Genomic DNA, 16,710 nt, shown 5'->3' on the forward strand with positions numbered 1-16,710 from the left:
GCATCGTAGGCCGTGCCATTTATTTTACTACTAAAACAGTGGTAGATTATCCGGCGTGCCGACCTCAACCACCCCGCTGCTGCGCAACCGCTACGACGCGCTGACCCACGTCGTCCGGCCGTCGACGTGGCGATCGGCGCTGACCGTCGACATGAGCAGGACCAGCGTCGCCGTGCCAATCCGGGTCGGCATCGCCGTCGGATTGATGCTGATCGTCGGTGGACTGACCGGACAGCGTGATGTGGCGGGTTTCGCCGCACTCGGCGCGACCGTCGCGGCCTTCTGCCGCCCCGACGCCTATCCCGTTCGCGTCCAACGCCTCACGGCACTCGGCGTCGGGGTCGTCGGCGCCGTCGGGATCGGTTCGATCGTCGGCATCGCCGACGCACCCGTCGCGGTCGAGATCGCCGTCATCTCCCTACTCGGCGGCATCGCCGCACTCCTGGTCGCCATGCTGCACATCGTCGGCCCCGGCGCGGTGATCTTCGTCTTCGCCGCCACCGGCGCCGCCGGATTCGCCCACAGCACAGACGATCTCACGCGCGCCGTGATCGCCGCCGCCGTCGGCGCCCTCAGCGGGATCGCGGCCTCGCTCGCTCCCTGGCTCCTCGACGTGCTGCGGCCCTCGACCCGAAACGACGCGGACCACCCACCCGTCCGGCACGCGACGGTGTGGGACGACCTGCGCACTCCGCCCCGAAAAGATCTGGTGGTCAACAGCATCCGGATCGTCGTCGCGGCGGCCTTGAGCGCCACCGTGGCCACCGCCATCGGCCTGTCGCACCCGATGTGGGCGGCCATGGGCGCGATCGCCGCCATGCAGGGCGCCATCTACCACGTCACGGTGACCCGTGGCGCGCAGCGACTGCTCGGCAACATCGCAGGCGGACTCATCGCCGCCGGACTGCTCGCATTGGGACTGGGCTACTGGGGTTCGGTGGTGGCCATCGTCGTCTGCCTGATCACGGCCGAGATCATGGCCCCCGCGAACTACGCGGTCACCTCGACCGCCGTGACCCCGATGGCACTGCTGCTCACCGCACTCAGCGCGGGCCTGAGCCCGTCGGCGGCGATGGACCGCGTCGGCGACACCCTGATCGGCGTGGTCATCGGCATCGTCGTCGCAGCCATCACCATCGGCCGGCACGAGCTGCACCGGAACTGACCACGGCGGTCACCGCCGGGCGACGCGGATTGCGCGGTGCAGCCCGCCCAGCGGTGCCGGCCGACGACCGATTGTCAGTTGCCAGGGTCGGGAGCGCCACCGTCATCGGCCGTGTAACTGCCTGCGGGACAAGCCGGATCCTGATTGTTGGCGCAGTAGTCCTGGCTCACGTTGTTGCCGGTCGACCCGTCCGCACCGGTCGGACCGCCATTGGCGGGCTGACCGTCCGAATCCCACATCCCCGGAGTACCCCCTGCGCCCTTGTTCGGATTGGTGCAGACCGTGCCCTCGCACGCGACGTAACCCGATCCACCCTTCGGATCCCGGATCGCATCGGGGCCGACGTAACTACCGGACGGACACGCCGGGTCTTGGTTCCGCGCACAGTATTCGCGCGTCAGATTGTTGCCCGTCGAACCGTCCGCACCAACCGGCCCTCCACCGACCGGTCTGCCGCCGGCACCCCAACTGCCTCGCTGACCACCCGGTCCGGCACCGTGATCGGGATTGGTGCAGATGGTGCCCTCACACCTGACATACCCGGGACCACCCCTCGGGTCCCGGATCGCATTGGGCCCCACATAGCTGCCCTTCGGACAGCCCGGGTCTTCATTTTTCGCACAGAACTCTTGTGTCAGACCGTTGTTCGTCGAACCGTCCGCTCCCACCGGACCACCGTTGACCGGCATGCCGTTGCCGTCCCATCCCCCGTGCTTCGGGTGATAGGCGACATGCGGTCCGACGAAGGAGCCGACCGGGCACGCCGGATCCTGATTCGCGGAACAGTAGTCACGAGTCAGGTTGTTGCCGGTCGACCCGTCCGCACCGACGGGACCGCCGTTGATCGGCAGCCCCCGGGTGTCCCAGCCCTGGACGCGGGGATCCGGTTTACTCGGGTCGCCATGCACGACCATGCGAGCCTTCTTCGACGTCGACGACGCCGTCGACGACGTGTTGTCCGACGATCCGCAGCCGGACAGGAACAGTGCGCCGCAACAGAATACGGCGACTAGGGCGAACAATCGTCTCATGGTCAGTGTCCCTACGGTTCGACGATCACATACGTGCGTCGGCAACTATAATCGGGCACAAGGGACAAAAGCCCCCATTTACTGACATTTGCGATCCGTGATGTGCAGCGGTGTTCACTTCGGCTCGAACACGGCGCTCCACCACAGGAATTCTGTCCACATGCGGACCGCCCGATCAGCGCCCCGCGGCCGCGACGCGCGCCTGGATGGCGTCGACGAACACGGTCTTGATGTCCTGCGCATTCTTGGCGACGTACGTGGTGCCTCCGGTCGCGTCGGCAATCGCCTTGAGGGCATCGGTGTCGGCGTCGTCGGAGATGCCGATGGTCAGCACCAGCACCGGCCGCGCCGGATCCTCGAGCTTCTTCAACTGTGCGAGCAGTTCGTCGAGGCCGATGCTGTTCGGATCCTCGTTCTGTCCGTCGGTCATGATGATGACCGAGTTCGAGTAATTCGGATCGTAGGAGTTCTGCACCTCCTTGAACGCGGCCAGGGTCGTGTCGTACAGACCGGTGCCGCCGCCCAATTGTGCGGGCGCCAGTCCCTGACGAACGGTGCGCGCCAACTCGTCCCGATGTGTGCCGCCGTTGGCCGAGGGAGCGTCGAGGCGACGGATCGGGGCCATCCAGCGATAATCCTGATCCGGTCCGCCCTTGTCGATGCCGAACGCCCAGCCGCCGATCATGGCGTTGTTCGGGAACAGTTGCAGACCGGTGATCGACGCGTCGATGAGCAGTTCGGCGCGCGTCTTGCCGCCGGTCGCCGCCGACATGGAGCCCGAGGTGTCCTGGACGACCAGCGTGCGGATCGGTACACCGAGCACCTGCCACTGCCGGATGGCCTTGTCCACCTGCGACGGATCCTTCAGGGTCAGCGTGTTGACCTGGCCGATGCCGACGCCGTCGGGCAGCGGGGTGCCCTTCGCGTCGCGATAGCCGGATTCGTTGAGCTTCTTCAGCCCGGCCTCCGAGCCGAGCGCGTCGGCGAGCACCTTGCCCGCGGCCGCCGCGGTGTCACGGTTGGCCGCCGACGCCGTGTTGACGAGCGGATAGTCGAGCATCACGGTGCCGTCCTTGGGCGCCGATGCCTTGAGTTCCGACCCCGGGTGGGTACGCGTGAAGAGCAGGTACTGCTGTTCGGTCGTCACCACCGGAACGTCGGAGGTGTTCGCCAGGTTGAGACGGGTGCCCTCGTTGTCGTTGGCCAGGCGGGCATTGTTCTGCTGCACCGCCAGGACCGTCATCGCCTGTGTCAGTTCGGATTCGGAGAGATTGCCGTTGTTCACCTCGGCCAGCGCACCGACGATCGGCGCGTCACCGGTACTGGTGTCGATGGGGCTGCCGGTACGGAGATCCGGCAGCTTCATCACGTTCACCCAGCTCGACAGTTCGGGCACCGACTTGCCTGCGACGACCGTCGGCGAGGTGGCGATGGACGGCGAGATCATGTCGAGGTCGGTGCGCACCTGGGTGGTGACGCGACGCGCCTGGACCTGCGAATCGGCCACCCACAGGTCCGGTGTCTCGTCGCCGCGGGTCAGCTGACCGGGCACCTGCGCGCCGGCCACACCGGTCACGGCGAAGTCGTAGCAGGAGTCCTCGGACGCCTGTTGCGCCACACCCTGCAGCACGCCGGTCATCGCCGGGTCGGAGGCGACGGCCACCTTCGTCCGGTCGGAGCAGCCGCCGGTGGTGGCCCGCCACACGATGAATCCGGTGACCAGTGCGGCCACCAGGATCAGCGCCGCGATCACCCACACCCAGCCGGGCCTGCGCCCCGTCGTCGCCTTGCGATGGGAGAAACCGAACTTGTCGTCGTCTCCGGCGGCACGGCGCTCCGACGAAGTCCCGGCTCGTGCCTGCCTGCCGTCGAACGGCCCCGTCGAGGGCATGTCGATGGGACCGCTGCGCGGCTCGGTGGACGGCGGAGGCGTGACCGGCGTCCGGCCGGACGCCCCCTCGCCCGCCGGACGGAACGCTGACCTGGAATCGGGTCGACCGGACTGCTGCCCGCCGGGCTGCTCGGCGCCGCCCGCATTGTCGTCCCCGTCCGACCTGTGTCGACCCATGTTGTGTTGTGCTCCCTGCTGACTATTCTGTCTCGCCGAAGATTTCCCGGAAGGTCACCAAGGACTTTCGGAGGTCGCCGGACACGGACTTCGCGGCGAGCTTGCCCGCCGGGCCGATCAACGGCAGGCCGCCGAGATCAAGTGTGAAAGTTACCTTCGAACCTGTGGAGATGGGCACAATTCCCAGGTCCAGCTTGGCTTTGACGCCGCCTTTGCCGTCGCCCTTGAGGGTGACGCGCTCACCTTCGACGAATTTCTCGATGGTCCAGTCGAAGCGGACGCGGGTGCCCTTGGCCTTCACCACGGAGGTGATCTTCAGTCCTTCGGCCAGTTCGTCGCGGGTCGGCACGGGTGAACGCCAGCCGTCGTGGAGGAGCAGCCACTCGTCGAACCGCGACAAATCCGACGCTGCCGCCCAGGTATCGTCGACCGATAGATCAACGTCTATTGAGTCACTCGTCTTTGCCATGGTCACAGAGCCTATCGTCCCGGTGCTCGCCGCCACATTGCTGGGCCGCGAGCTGATCGGTCATGGTGTGCGTCTGCGGATCACCGAGGTGGAGGCGTACGCCGGTCGCGACGATCCGGCATCACACGCGTTCACGCGAACTCCGCGGTCGGAGATCATGTACGGGCCGTCGGGGCGGTTGTACGTCTACCGCATCCACGGTCACCATTGCGCGAATGTCGTCACCGGTCCCACCGACCAGGGTGCGGCCGTGTTGCTGCGGGCGGGTGAGATCGTCGACGGGATCGGTATCGCCCGTCGGCGACGCCCCGGTGTCCCCGACGAGAGGCTCGCGCGTGGTCCCGGAAACCTCACGCGCGCACTGGGAATCACGATGGACGACCTGAACACCGATCTCACCGACGATGTGCCCGTCTGCCTCGACGACGCCACTGTTCTCACCGGTGAGGTACCGACGACCACCACACCGCGCATCGAGGCCGGTCCCCGCGTCGGGGTGCGTCTGGCCGCGGATGTGCCGTGGCGATTCTGGATCGCCGGCGATCCGACGGTGTCGGCCTACCGGCGACACGCACGTGCCGGTAGGCCGGGTGAGTCGGCCGTCGCGGATAGCCGCGGCTGATCTACTGCTGCGGCGGGTTCGGGTTACCCGGCTGATTCGGGTTACCCGGCTGATTCGGGTTGCCCGGCTGACCCTGATTGCCCGGTTGGTTCGGGTTGCCCGGTTGGTTCGGGTTACCGGGCTGATTCTCGGCGCCGACGGCCTTCCGAACCGCGTCCTGCGCCTTGTCCACGTGACCCGCGTATTTGCCGCCGGTCGCCTTGTCGATCGCGTCGCCGCCCTTGTCGATCAGGTTCGGGTTGCCCTTGAGCGCGGCCTTTGCCTTGTCCACCAGTCCCTTGAGATCCATGCGGGCCAGTCTAGTGCCGAGTGGACGCATCCGGTGCGGTGAGTTCGGGATCGTCCTCGCCGGCCCCGTCGTCGTGCCGTGCCCGGGCAGCCATGAGGCGGGGCATGATGCGCGAGAGCACCTCGATGACGAGAATGCCCACGGCCGCCGACGTGAACGCGATCGACATCATCCGGGCGTTCGACGGATCCAGGATGAACAGGTCCTGCGTCCACGGCCAGGCGAAGATCACCACGTACCCCAGGACCGACAGTGCGATCAGGAGTGTCTTCCACCAGTTGTACGGGCGCGCCACCACGGCCAGCACGTAGAGCGCCACCGCGATGAGCGTGACCAGCGTGGCGGTCGCCGCCTGGGTTTGTTCGGCGGTCAGCGCGGCCGCGTCCTTGGAGCCGAGGGAGACTCCGGCCCCTCCCGGATTCACCAGCAGATAGGTGGTGAAGGCGGCGAGACCGACGACGATGCCGTTGGGCACCGCCTTCGACAGCACGCGGCGCACGAAGCCCGTCTGGGCACGCTCGTTGTTCGGTGCCAGCGAGAGCACGAATGCCGGGACGCCGATGGTGAACCACGCCGAGATGGTCACGTGGATCGGCTGGAAGGGATAGCTCAGCGGTGTGAAGCCGAAGATCTTCGCGGCCAGGCCCCCGATACCGACGAACAGGGCCAACAGCACCGCGTACACGGTCTTGGTGAGGAACAGGTTGGCGACGCGTTCGATGTTGCCGATGACGCGCCTGCCCTCCCCCACGACGTAGGGCAGTGTGGCGAACTTGTTGTCCAGCAACACGATCTGCGCCACCGAGCGCGCCGCCGACGATCCCGAGCCCATCGCGACGCCGATGTCGGCGTCCTTCAGGGCGAGGACGTCGTTGACGCCGTCGCCGGTCATCGCCACGGTGTTGCCGGTCGACTGCAGCGCCTTGACCATGGCGCGCTTCTGGTCGGGCCGCACCCGGCCGAAGGTGACGCCCTCCTCGACGACCACGGCGAGTTCGGCGGGATCGGTGGGCAGCGAACGGGCATCGACGGAGGTGTCCGGCGAACCGAGGCCCAGCGATGCGGCGACCGCGCCGACGGACCGGGCGTTGTCGCCGGAGATGACCTTCACCGCGACGTGCTGTTCGGCGAAGTACTCCAGGGTGTCGCGGGCGTCCGGCCGGACGCGCTGTTCCAGCACGATCAGGGCGACGGCCACGGTGTCACCGGGGGTGACCGCCCCGTCGGCGGGCGGGGTGTCGACCGCTACGTCGGTGTGCGCGAGGAGCATGATGCGCAGTCCCGTCGACCCCAGTTCGGTTGCCCGCGCGGCCGTTTCGCTCTCGGGGTCGAGCAGGACGTCCGGCGCACCGACGATCCAGTTCCCGCGATCGGAGCCGTCGGCGTCGCGGAACGACATGCCGCTCCACTTCTTGGCGGAGGTGAAGGGTTCGACGGCGGACACGGTCCAGTCCGGCGGCGTCGGATACGCCTCGGCGACGGCCTGCATGCTCGCGTTGGGGCGCGGATCGTTGGAGGCCAGCGCGGCGAGGACCGCGCCGAGGTCGGATCGTGTTGTCTCATCGACCGATTGGAGGTCGGAGAGCCGCATCCCGTTCTCGGTGAGAGTGCCGGTCTTGTCCGCGCAGACGATGTTCACGCGGGCCAGTCCCTCGATTGCGGGCAGCTCGTTGACCAGGCATTGCCGTCGCCCCAGCCGGACGACACCCACCGCGAACGCGATGGAGGTCATCAGCACGAGACCCTCGGGCACCATCGGGACCAGCGCGGCCACCATGCCCAGGATGGACGAGTTGAAGTCGCTCCGGCTGATGAACAGCTGGTTGATGATGGTCAGGATGCCCGCGGGGATGAGGAGCCAGGTGATCACCTTGAGGATCTGGTTGATCCCGGACCGCAGCTCGGAGGCGACGAGCGTGAACTTCGATGCCTCCGCGGCCAATTGGGCGGCGTAGGCGTCGGCCCCCACCTTGGTGGCGCGGTAGGCGCCGGAGCCTGCGACGACGAAGCTGCCGGAGAGGATCTTGTCGCCGGGGTCCTTGTCGACCGGATCGGCCTCACCGGTCAGCAGGGATTCGTCGACGTCGAGGGCGGTGGCCTCCGCGATCTCACCGTCGACGACCACCTGGTCACCCGGCCCGATCTCGATGATGTCGTCGAGCACGACCTGATTCGGCGGCAGTGCGCGCACCTCGCCGTCGCGACGCACCATCGGCTTGGCCTGGCCGACGATGGCGAGTTTGTCGAGGGTCCGCTTCGCCCGGATCTCCTGGATGATGCCGATGCCGCTGTTGGCGACGATGATCAGCCCGAACAGCCCGTTCCGGAAGTCACCGGTGATCGCCACGAGCGCGAAGAGCACGCCGAGGATCGCGTTGATGCGGGTGAAGACGTTGGAGCGGATGATCTCGCCGACCGTGCGGCCGGACCGATCGGGCACCGAGTTGACCTGCCCCGCGGCAACCCGTTCGGCGACCTCGGCCTCGGTGAGCCCCGGCGAGACGGATGTGGCGGTGCCTCCACCCGTTTCGGACTCGGCCGCCGATGGATGGCCGGCCTGCGGTTCTGCGCTCATGCGGATCTCTCCCACCACGTCGGATCGGCGAGTCCGGTCCCGGTACGTGTCGTGATGTCGATGGTGCCACCCGGCGGGGGCACCAGGACGGTCGCTCCCGCCGCGTCCGCGGCGGGCAGGGCCCGCGCGATCGGCTCACCCCACGGGTGACGCGCCAGATTGAATGTGCCCCAATGGATCGGCACCATCACCGCATCGGCGCCGGTGTCCCGGGTGAGCATGTGGTGGATGCGCACGGCCTCCTCGGGATCCACGTGGACGTCCGGCCACAGCCGGTCGTAGGCGCCGACCGCGATGAGTGTCAGGTCCACACTGCCGATCCGTGCCGCGACCTCGTCGAATTCGTCGGTGAAACCGGTGTCGCCGGAGAAGAAGGCCCGATGCACCGGACCGGCGATCACCCAACTCGCCCACTGGGTGAGGTTGCGGGTCAGGACGCGGCCGGAGAAGTGCCGGGCCGGTGTACAGGTGAACGTCAGCGCCACGCCACGCGTCGTCAGGGTCACGGCGCCCCACCAGTCGGCCTGCCGAATCCGTTCGGGCGCAATGCCCCAGCGGATGAGGTGGGCCGCCACCCCGATGGGGGCCACGAACACGGCCGACGGCATGTGCCGCGCCAGTGCGTCGACGGTCTCCGCGTCGAGATGGTCGTAGTGGTCGTGACTGATGAGCACGACGTCGATCTCCGGCAGGTCGGCGACGGTGACCGGACTCTCGTGCATGCGCACCGGGCCGACGCGCCGCGACGGTGAACATCTCCGGCTGAACACCGGATCGGTCAGCACACGCACGCCGTCGATCTCCAGCAGCGCGGACGCGTGACCCAGCCAGGTCACCGCGAGACCCGGTGCGATGTCGCCGAATTCGGGCCTCAGCACCCGCACCGGCCGGACCGGGCGCCCGCGTCGCCGGGCCATGTCGGCCACCGCGCGCATGTCCGAATCGACGGATTCGACTGGGGCGTCCCGATTCCGGAAGGCACCGTCCACCAGATTCGGCGATCCGGCGGTGTGCGGGCGGATCTCGTGTTCGCGGGCACCGAGGGCCCGCGCGGCCGGGACACCCAGTGCGGCGAGACGATAGGAGGCGGATTCGACCGCGGAGAGGCCCGCGGCCGCGACGGCGGACGCCGCTCGCGAGGCGGGACCCGCGGAACCATCGAGCGTTGAGGTCACGGAACCAGCCTAATGTGCGACCACCCGGCAACCCGGCACGGTGGAGGTATGTCGGCCGACTGAACCATCATCCTTCATGCGGCCCCATCGATGACAAATCACCTGATACGGTTGCCTGACTTGTTGTTGACTCATGTGCCGGGCACATGCGGCGTGTGGAGGTTTCACCTCAGTGGCACGAATGTCCGTCGAGCAACGGCGCTCCGCGCTCATCGCTGCCGCGTATCGCGTGATCGCCGATCACGGTGTCGAAGGCGCGACCACCCGTCGCATCTGCGCGCACGCCGACATGCCGCTGGCAAGCTTCCACTACGCCTTCGAATCCCGTACGGCGCTGCTGTGCGCGGTGATGGATACCGCTGTGCCCGCCGACATCTCGGAGATACTCGAGGCGATCATGCCGCTCGCCCCCATCACGGGTCAGGGCAAGGAGGCGATGGTGCGCAGTATGTATGCGCACTTCCGCGCGTTCTACACACTCCTGCAGGCGGATCCGGGGCGCATGCAGGCCGCCATCGCTCTCGGCCTGTACGCCCACAATCACCCCGAACTGCAGCAGGTCGGCAAGGCGATGTACGAACGGCTCTACGAGATCTCCGCCGCCGGACTCGAGATCGCGGGGCGTCGCATGGGAGTTCGCTGGACGGTGCCGGTGAGCGAGTTGAGTCCGGTGGTGATCGCGACGACCAACACCATCACGCTCACCTACCTGTCCACCGCCGACGACGTCACCGTGGAACGGATCATCGGCGTCACCGTGAACGCGTTGTCCGCCTACGTGGAGGACGCGCCGGCCGACGACGATGCCGCCCCGGCAGCGGTCGCCCCGGCAGCGGTCGCACCGGATGCGTCGCCGGTGGGCAGCGTCGACTGACGGGCCTACCGGCCCCGGAACACCGGTATGCGGCGTTCGGCGCGGGCAGCCCGCCCCTCCGCGAGATCTTCGCTGTCCCAGGCACGCAGCATGGCGGTCAGACGATCCGGTGCGGGTTCATCCCGGGCGCCGTCGCCGTTGAGCACCAGTTTGTAGTGCTGCAGGGTCAGCGGCGCCAGGCCGGCGATGAGTTCGGCCCACTCCTGCGCATCGGCGAGGTCACCGATGCGGTTGGCGAAGCCCAGGTCGAACGAACGGTCGGCGGGGAGCAGTTCGCAGCCGATCAGGATGCCGCGCGCCGGACCGGCGCCGACCAGCGACACCAGTCGCCGGATGGTCCATTCGTCGACGGCCACGCCGATCTTCGCCGCCGGGATACCGATGAAGGCCTCGGGTGACATCACCCGCAGGTCGGCGACCATCGCCAACTGCAGGCCCGCGCCGAGCGCGGATCCGTTGAGCGCCGCGATGACCGGCACGGGTGCCGATTCGATCCGGTGCAGCGTGGCGACCAGCGTATCCAGGAAATCCGGGTCGTAGACCGGACCGGACAGATCGGCGCCGGCGCAGAACACCGAGCCCTGCCCGGTGAGCACGATGGCGCGGGCGCCCCCGTCCACCGCGGTCGTCACCGCGTCCCCGATCGCCGACACCATCTGGGCGTCGAGTGCGTTCCGTTTCTCCGGGCGGGCCAGCTCGATCGTCGTGACCGGACCGTTTGTCGAGAACTGGATCATGGGCGGAAGCCTACCGAGCGCGCCGCGCGCGAGTACACCGGATCATCACTGACACACTGGTCACGTGCCGGATTCAGTCGCCTCAACGCCCATTCCGCCCGAAACGGACGTCCTCGTCATCGGAGGCGGGCAGGCCGGCCTGTCGGCGGCGTATTTCCTGCAGCGATTCGGACTCTCGGAGCGCTACCTCCTGCTCGATCATGCGCCCCGCCCCGGCGGCGCCTGGCAATTCCGCTGGCCCACATTGACTTTGGCCGGCGCCAACGGGGTCCACGACCTTCCCGGGCTCGGGCTGGCGGAGGCACTCGGCCGGGACTGCTCCGAGATCCCGGCTTCCACGGTCGTCCCGGACTACTTCGACACCTACGAACAGAAGTTCGGACTGCGGATACGCCGCCCGGTGGACGTGACGCGGGTCGAGGAGGTGGACGGCGGTTTCCGGGCCACGCTCGGCTCGGGTGAGCGGATCGTCGCACGCACCCTGATCAACGCGACCGGCACCTGGGACCGGCCGTTCGTCCCGCACATCCCCGGCATCGGCGATTTCCGGGGCAGGCAACTCCACACCCACGACTACACCGGACCGGAGGAGTTCGCAGGTCAGCGCGTCCTGGTGGTCGGTGCGGGCATCTCGGCCGTGCAGTTGCTCATCGAGATCGCACGGCGCGCGCCGGATGTCACGACCTTCTGGACGTCGCGGACGGAACCGGTCTTCGACCCGGAGCCGTTCAACCCGGACCGGGGTCGCGAGGCGGTGGCACGGGTCGAGGAACGGGTGCGCGCCGGACTCCCACCCACCTCGGTCGTCTCGGTCACCGGCCTCGCGCTCACACCCGCCGTCGCGGCCGCGCAACGCGACGGCATCCTGGCCTGGCATCCGATGTTCACCCGCATCACCGAGACGGGCGTGTGCTGGGACTGCGGCGCGGACGGTCCCGATCACACCGATTCCCTGGATGTCGACGTCATCTTCTGGAACACCGGATTCCGCAGCGCCCTCGATCACCTGGCGCCGTTGCGGTTGCGGGGTCCCGGCGGCGGCATCGTGATGACCGGCCGCCTCACGACGACCGTCGCCGCCGATCCGCGCATCCAGCTCGTCGGCTACGGACCGTCGGCCTCGACGATCGGCGCCAATCGGGCCGGACGGGAAGCGGCGCGCAATGTCGCGGATTACCTGGAGCAGCATCCGTAGGGTTGACAAAATGTTGTGAAAACACAACACTCTGTTCCATGAGCCCGGTACGTCGAGGAGAAAAGCTCCCGATCTACAACCGCATCGGCGTTCTCCGCGCCGAACGCCGGATGTCGCGCGCACAGCTCGCCGACCTCGTCGGCATCAACGTGCAGTCGGTGGGAGCACTCGAACGTGGGGACAACTATCCGAGCCTGGACCTCGCATTCCGGATCTGCGATGTCTTCGGGCTGCCGGTCGAAGCAGTCTTCGGCCGCACCGAATTCGGGGCGATGTCGGCGGAGCTCTACGGGGCGACCCGCCCCGCCGCAGGCACCGACGAGCAAGGGGAGGTACGACCGTCATGATCCCGACACCGGAACGAGGCACGCCACCGCAACCGGTCGCGGCCTGGCGTCGCTACGACCAGTGGCGCGGCCGGCGACATGAGAAGTTCGTCGCGCAGCACGCACACCGGTTGCCGAGCTGGCGCAACCGGGCCACCTACCGCCGGCTGGTGATCGCCGAGGCGGTCGTGCTCGCCGCCATGCTGGCCTGCGCCATCGGCACCTTCGGCTCCCGATGGTTCATGGTGCCGTACGCGGTCGGCATCATCCTGCTCATCGTGCTGCAGACCGCCATTCGCATCGTGACCGGCTCCGACGCCGACGCCCCGGTATCGGCACTCGACGAAATCCAGCTGACACAACGTAATTCGGCGCGCTCGATCGGATTCACCGCACTCTACGTGCTGATGTTCATCCCCTACATCGCGCTGATCGTCCTCAGCACCCGCGATCAGGTGGACGGACAGACGATCTACGGCGTCGCGATCGTCCACATCACCCTGGTACTCGCGGCCCTGCTGCTGCCGACGATGCTGACCGCCTGGTGGCGCAGCGACCCCGACCCGGAGGACCTCCGATGACCGGCGCACTGATCGTCGACGGACTGCACAAGAGCTACGGCGACCTGATCGCCCTGCAGGACATGACCTTCCGGGTGGAACCCGGCGAGCTGTTCGGCTTCGTGGGCAGCAACGGCGCGGGCAAATCGACCACCATGCGCATCATCCTCGGAGTACTGGCGGCCGATGCGGGACAGGTGCTCCTCGACGATCATCCGATCGATCTGGACACCCGCAGGCAGATCGGGTACATGCCGGAGGAACGCGGCCTCTACCCGAAGATGAAGGTCGGCGAACAACTCGTGTATCTCGCACGGCTGCACGGCATGTCACCGGCCGAGGCCGAGTCGGGAGCCCGCCGGTGGACCGAGCGGCTCGGCGTGGACTCCCGCTACGACGACAACGTCGCGGACCTGAGCCTCGGCAACCAGCAACGCGTCCAGCTGGCCGCCGCCCTGGTCCACGACCCGAAGGTGCTGGTGCTCGACGAACCGTTCTCCGGCCTCGACCCGGTGGCCGTCGACGTGATGAGCGATGTGTTGCGGGAGAAGGCCGCCGAGGGCATCCCCGTTATCTTCTCCTCGCATCAACTCGATCTGGTGCAGCGGCTCTGCGATCGCGTCGGCATCGTCGCCGCCGGACGCATGCGGGCACTCGGGCCCGTCGCCGACCTGCGTGCGCGCGACGGCGTGTTGCTGGAGGTCGACGGACCGAACGGCGAAAGCCGGTGGGCCGACGGCCTACCCGGGGTACTCGCCGTCGACTATCCGGTCTCCGGCGAGACCACCACCACGCTGCGGATCGATCCCGCCCACACCGACGATCAGCTCATTCTGTCGGCGGCCCTGCGCGCCGGACCGGTACACCGATACGCACCGACGACCCCGTCCCTGACCGAGCTCTTCCGAGAGGTGGTGTCCGCATGAGCGCCCCTGCCCTGCACGCGATCCGGTTGGTCGCCCGGCGCGAGATCGTCTCCCGCGCGAAGACCCGTTCCTTCGTCATCACCACCGCGGTGCTGATGCTCGTCATCGTCGTCGGCACCATCGTTCTGGCCGCACTCAGCGGCGGCGACGATCGGGACCGTGTCGGCGTCACGAGCGGTGACGCCGCCCTGATCCCCACCATCAGCGCCATCGGCGACGCATCCGGGACCCCGCTCGACGTCGTCACCGTTTCCGATGCCGCACAAGCCCGTTCACAGGTGTCCGACGGCGACCTGGCCGCCGCCGTCATCGCCGACGGCCCGCGGTACAACCTGCTCTCCGACAATGCCCTGCCGCCCGCCCTCGACGGCGTGCTCCGTGCCGCGATCGACAAGGTCGCACTCGACCGGGGACTGCGACAGGCGGGCGTCGATCCCGCCGGACTCCCCCGCGCGGACATCACCGTCACCCAACTGACGCCGGACAATCCGGAGAAATCCGAGCGCCTCGTCATCGCCATCGTGGGCACCGTGCTGCTCATCACCGCCATCATGATGGGCGGCACCATGGTCGCCGTGGGGGTCGTCGAGGAGAAGACCTCACGCGTCGTCGAACTGCTGCTGTCGACGATCCGGCCGCTGCACCTGTTGTGGGGCAAGATCATCGGCATCGGCGCGATCGCACTCGCGCAGGTGGTCCTCCTCGGGGTGACCGCCGTCATCGCAGGCGCGGCGACCGGGTTGCTCACCATCCCGGCCGCGGCCGGCGGCATGTTCGTCGCGGTGATCGCGTGGTTCCTGCTCGGCTTCCTGTTCTTCGCCACGCTGTACGCGGCCACCGGCGCCATCGTGTCCCGGCAGGAAGAACTCAACGCGAGTTCGGCACCCCTGACCATCCTCGCGATGGCGGTCATGTACGCGGGGATCTTCGGTGTGCAGGCGCTGGACTCCCGGATCGTCGAGATCCTCAGCTGGATACCGCCGTTCAGCGCCACGCTGATGCCCATCCGGATCGCCACGGGCGACACCACACCGGTGCAGGTCGTCGTGACACTGCTGCTGATGATCGCGGCCTGTGTGCTGGCCACCTGGCTGGCGTCCCGGATCTATCAGCGGTCGATCCTGCGCACCGGCTCACGCCTGCGGTGGTCCGAGGTGATCGCGCTGACCCGCTGATCGGGGTCTCGATACGCGGCGGGCTCGCTGCGCTCGCACACCGCTACTCGACCAGCGAGTCTCCCGCAGATCGAGTCTTCCGCTGATCGAGTAGGCGCCGAGCGCAGCGAGGCTCCGTATCGAGATCTCCCACAGCGGGACCCCTCGCTGATCGAGTAGACGCCGACCGGAGGGCCCCTCGCTGATCGAGTAGGCGCCGAGCGCAGCGAGGCTCCGTATCGAGATCACCGCGAAATCAACGAGAACGGTAGCGGCGCAACGCCTCTTCCCGCTCGGCGGCGTGGTCGACGATGGGTTCCGGATAGTCGGCGGTGCCGTGCTCCGGGACCCATCGGTCGACGTAGCGGCCGTCGGGGTCGAACTTCTTCTCCTGCGTCGTCGGATTGAACACCCGGAAGTACGGCGCGGCGTCGGTTCCGGTACCGGCGGCCCACTGCCAGCCGTGCTGATTGCTGGCCATGTCGCCGTCGACGAGTTGGTCGAGGAACCAGCGCGCTCCCCACCACCACGGCAGGTGCAGGTCCTTCACGAGGAAGGATGCGGCGAGCATCCGGATCCGGTTGTGCATGAAGCCGCTATCGCGCAGCTGCCGCATCCCGGCGTCGACCAGGGGGAATCCCGTCCGTCCGGCGCACCAGGCGTCGAAGCGTTCCCGTGCGTCGTCGCCGGTGTCCAGCGCGATGTCGTCGAAGTCCTGATTCCAGTTGCGCCACAACGATTCCGGCCAATGGAAGAGAACGTCGGCGTAGAAGTCACGGAAGGCCAGTTCACGCAGATACGCCTGCGCCCCGGGAGATCCGCCCAGATCGGCCGCCAGGGTGCGCGGATGGATGTTGCCGAACTTCAGATACGCGGACATGCCGCTCGTCGCGTCGAGGTCGGGACGATCACGGGTGTCGTCGTAATCGGCCAGCCCTTCGTCGACGAAGTCGGCCCACCGCGCCAGGGCGGCATCCTCGCCCGCCGGCAGGCTGAGCTCCGTCGGCGCGTCCGGGATGGTGATCCGGTCGATGCCGGTCAACGAGTCGGGATCGAGAAACGGGTCGCCGGACGGCTTGTCGATCGGCTTCCGCCAGCCGTGTTCGCGCCAGCGCCGGTAGAACGGGGTGAACACCCGGTAGGGGGTGCCGTCGTCCTTGAGTACCCGGCCGGGCGACACCAGATACGGCGATCCGGTGGCCTCCAGCGTGCGATCGCCGAGTTCTTCCTCGACCGTACGGTCACGGCGGCGCCCGAACGGCGTGAAATCGTCACTGATGTGGACGGTTTCGGCGTCGACGGCGTCCGCGATGCGTGGGATCTCGGTCTCGGGCCGCCCGCGGACGACGAGCAGCCGTCCGTCGAGCTTGCGGTCGATCTCACGGAGCGAATCGAACAGAAAGCTCAGACGTCGTGCGCCGGAGGATTTCTCGAGCCGCGGATCGAGGACGAAACAGGCGAGGACGTCCGCGCCGTCGTGCCGGGCGGCATGCAGTGCGGGCAGGTCGTGCAGACGAAGATCACGACGCAGCCACAGGATGTTG

15 protein-coding genes and 2 pseudogenes are annotated in these 16,710 nt (G+C 67.9%); 8 read left to right on the forward strand and 9 right to left on the reverse strand.

The window, feature by feature from the left end:
• Positions 1-55: 55 nt before the first annotated feature.
• Positions 56-1,165: an FUSC family protein gene (locus tag AC4JJG_RS02500; RefSeq protein WP_495399103.1), complete on the forward strand. Its 1,110-nt coding sequence runs from the start codon at positions 56-58 to the stop codon at positions 1,163-1,165.
• A 113-nt stretch (positions 1,166-1,278) separates the two neighbouring features.
• Here AC4JJG_RS02500 and AC4JJG_RS02505 read toward each other — a convergent pair.
• The 4 genes and pseudogenes from AC4JJG_RS02505 to AC4JJG_RS02520 all read right to left on the reverse strand — a co-directional run.
• A pseudogene (locus AC4JJG_RS02505) lies at positions 1,279-1,659 on the reverse strand (mesocentin); the annotation flags it as partial.
• Positions 1,654-2,196, reverse strand: a pseudogene (locus tag AC4JJG_RS02510) (Mesocentin); the annotation flags it as partial. The pseudogenes AC4JJG_RS02510 and AC4JJG_RS02505, both read right to left, overlap by 6 nt.
• 175 nt (positions 2,197-2,371) lie before the next feature.
• A complete protein-coding gene (locus AC4JJG_RS02515; protein WP_495399102.1) occupies positions 2,372-4,264 on the reverse strand; it encodes a substrate-binding domain-containing protein in 1,893 nt (630 codons plus the stop codon).
• Between the two features lie 22 nt (positions 4,265-4,286).
• A complete protein-coding gene (locus AC4JJG_RS02520) occupies positions 4,287-4,733 on the reverse strand; it encodes a type II toxin-antitoxin system Rv0910 family toxin (RefSeq protein ID WP_495399616.1) in 447 nt (148 codons plus the stop codon).
• Between AC4JJG_RS02520 and AC4JJG_RS02525 the strand changes: the two genes are divergently transcribed.
• Positions 4,711-5,355, forward strand: a complete 645-nt coding sequence (locus AC4JJG_RS02525) for a DNA-3-methyladenine glycosylase (RefSeq protein ID WP_495399615.1) — start codon at positions 4,711-4,713, stop codon at positions 5,353-5,355. The two genes, AC4JJG_RS02520 and AC4JJG_RS02525, sit on opposite strands and share 23 nt — an antisense overlap.
• Before the next feature lies 1 nt (position 5,356).
• Here the strand turns inward: AC4JJG_RS02525 and AC4JJG_RS02530 are convergent, their stop codons facing one another.
• Genes AC4JJG_RS02530 through AC4JJG_RS02540 form a run of 3 tightly spaced genes read right to left on the reverse strand, consistent with a single transcriptional unit; the run spans position 5,357 to position 9,394 of the window.
• Entirely contained in the window at positions 5,357-5,644 is a 288-nt protein-coding gene (locus AC4JJG_RS02530) for an antitoxin (RefSeq protein ID WP_495399101.1), read from the reverse strand.
• A 10-nt stretch (positions 5,645-5,654) separates the two neighbouring features.
• Positions 5,655-8,219 (reverse strand): HAD-IC family P-type ATPase, encoded by a 2,565-nt coding sequence (locus AC4JJG_RS02535; RefSeq protein ID WP_495399100.1) that lies wholly within the window; start codon positions 8,217-8,219, stop codon positions 5,655-5,657.
• Positions 8,216-9,394 carry an MBL fold metallo-hydrolase gene (locus AC4JJG_RS02540; RefSeq protein ID WP_495399099.1) on the reverse strand — a complete coding sequence of 393 codons (1,179 nt, stop codon included), beginning with the start codon at positions 9,392-9,394 and terminating at the stop codon, positions 8,216-8,218. Before AC4JJG_RS02540 ends, AC4JJG_RS02535 begins: the two co-directional genes overlap by 4 nt.
• 172 nt (positions 9,395-9,566) lie before the next feature.
• Between AC4JJG_RS02540 and AC4JJG_RS02545 the strand changes: the two genes are divergently transcribed.
• Positions 9,567-10,268, forward strand: a complete 702-nt coding sequence (locus AC4JJG_RS02545; protein WP_495399098.1) for a TetR/AcrR family transcriptional regulator — start codon at positions 9,567-9,569, stop codon at positions 10,266-10,268.
• A gap of 5 nt (positions 10,269-10,273) precedes the next feature.
• Here the strand turns inward: AC4JJG_RS02545 and AC4JJG_RS02550 are convergent, their stop codons facing one another.
• Entirely contained in the window at positions 10,274-11,005 is a 732-nt protein-coding gene (locus AC4JJG_RS02550) for an enoyl-CoA hydratase (RefSeq protein ID WP_495399097.1), read from the reverse strand.
• Positions 11,006-11,096: 91 nt separating this feature from the next.
• Between AC4JJG_RS02550 and AC4JJG_RS02555 the strand changes: the two genes are divergently transcribed.
• The 5 genes from AC4JJG_RS02555 to AC4JJG_RS02575 are packed head-to-tail and all read left to right on the forward strand — an operon-like array spanning position 11,097 to position 15,187.
• Positions 11,097-12,200, forward strand: coding sequence for an NAD(P)-binding domain-containing protein (locus AC4JJG_RS02555; protein ID WP_495399614.1), 1,104 nt, complete (start codon positions 11,097-11,099; stop codon positions 12,198-12,200).
• A gap of 38 nt (positions 12,201-12,238) precedes the next feature.
• On the forward strand, positions 12,239-12,547 hold the full coding sequence (locus AC4JJG_RS02560) for a helix-turn-helix transcriptional regulator (RefSeq protein WP_495399096.1): 309 nt from the start codon (positions 12,239-12,241) through the stop codon (positions 12,545-12,547).
• A complete protein-coding gene (locus tag AC4JJG_RS02565) occupies positions 12,544-13,107 on the forward strand; it encodes a hypothetical protein (protein ID WP_495399095.1) in 564 nt (187 codons plus the stop codon). Before AC4JJG_RS02560 ends, AC4JJG_RS02565 begins: the two co-directional genes overlap by 4 nt.
• Entirely contained in the window at positions 13,104-14,012 is a 909-nt protein-coding gene (locus tag AC4JJG_RS02570; RefSeq protein WP_495399094.1) for an ABC transporter ATP-binding protein, read from the forward strand. Before AC4JJG_RS02565 ends, AC4JJG_RS02570 begins: the two co-directional genes overlap by 4 nt.
• Positions 14,009-15,187, forward strand: a complete 1,179-nt coding sequence (locus AC4JJG_RS02575) for an ABC transporter permease (RefSeq protein WP_495399093.1) — start codon at positions 14,009-14,011, stop codon at positions 15,185-15,187. Before AC4JJG_RS02570 ends, AC4JJG_RS02575 begins: the two co-directional genes overlap by 4 nt.
• 235 nt (positions 15,188-15,422) lie before the next feature.
• On the opposite strand, the gene AC4JJG_RS02580 is transcribed toward AC4JJG_RS02575, so the two are convergent.
• Positions 15,423-16,697: a cryptochrome/photolyase family protein gene (locus tag AC4JJG_RS02580; protein WP_495399613.1), complete on the reverse strand. Its 1,275-nt coding sequence runs from the start codon at positions 16,695-16,697 to the stop codon at positions 15,423-15,425.
• Between the last annotated feature and the right edge of the window lie 13 nt (positions 16,698-16,710).

This window comes from Gordonia sp. B8661-1 (genome assembly GCF_059427765.1).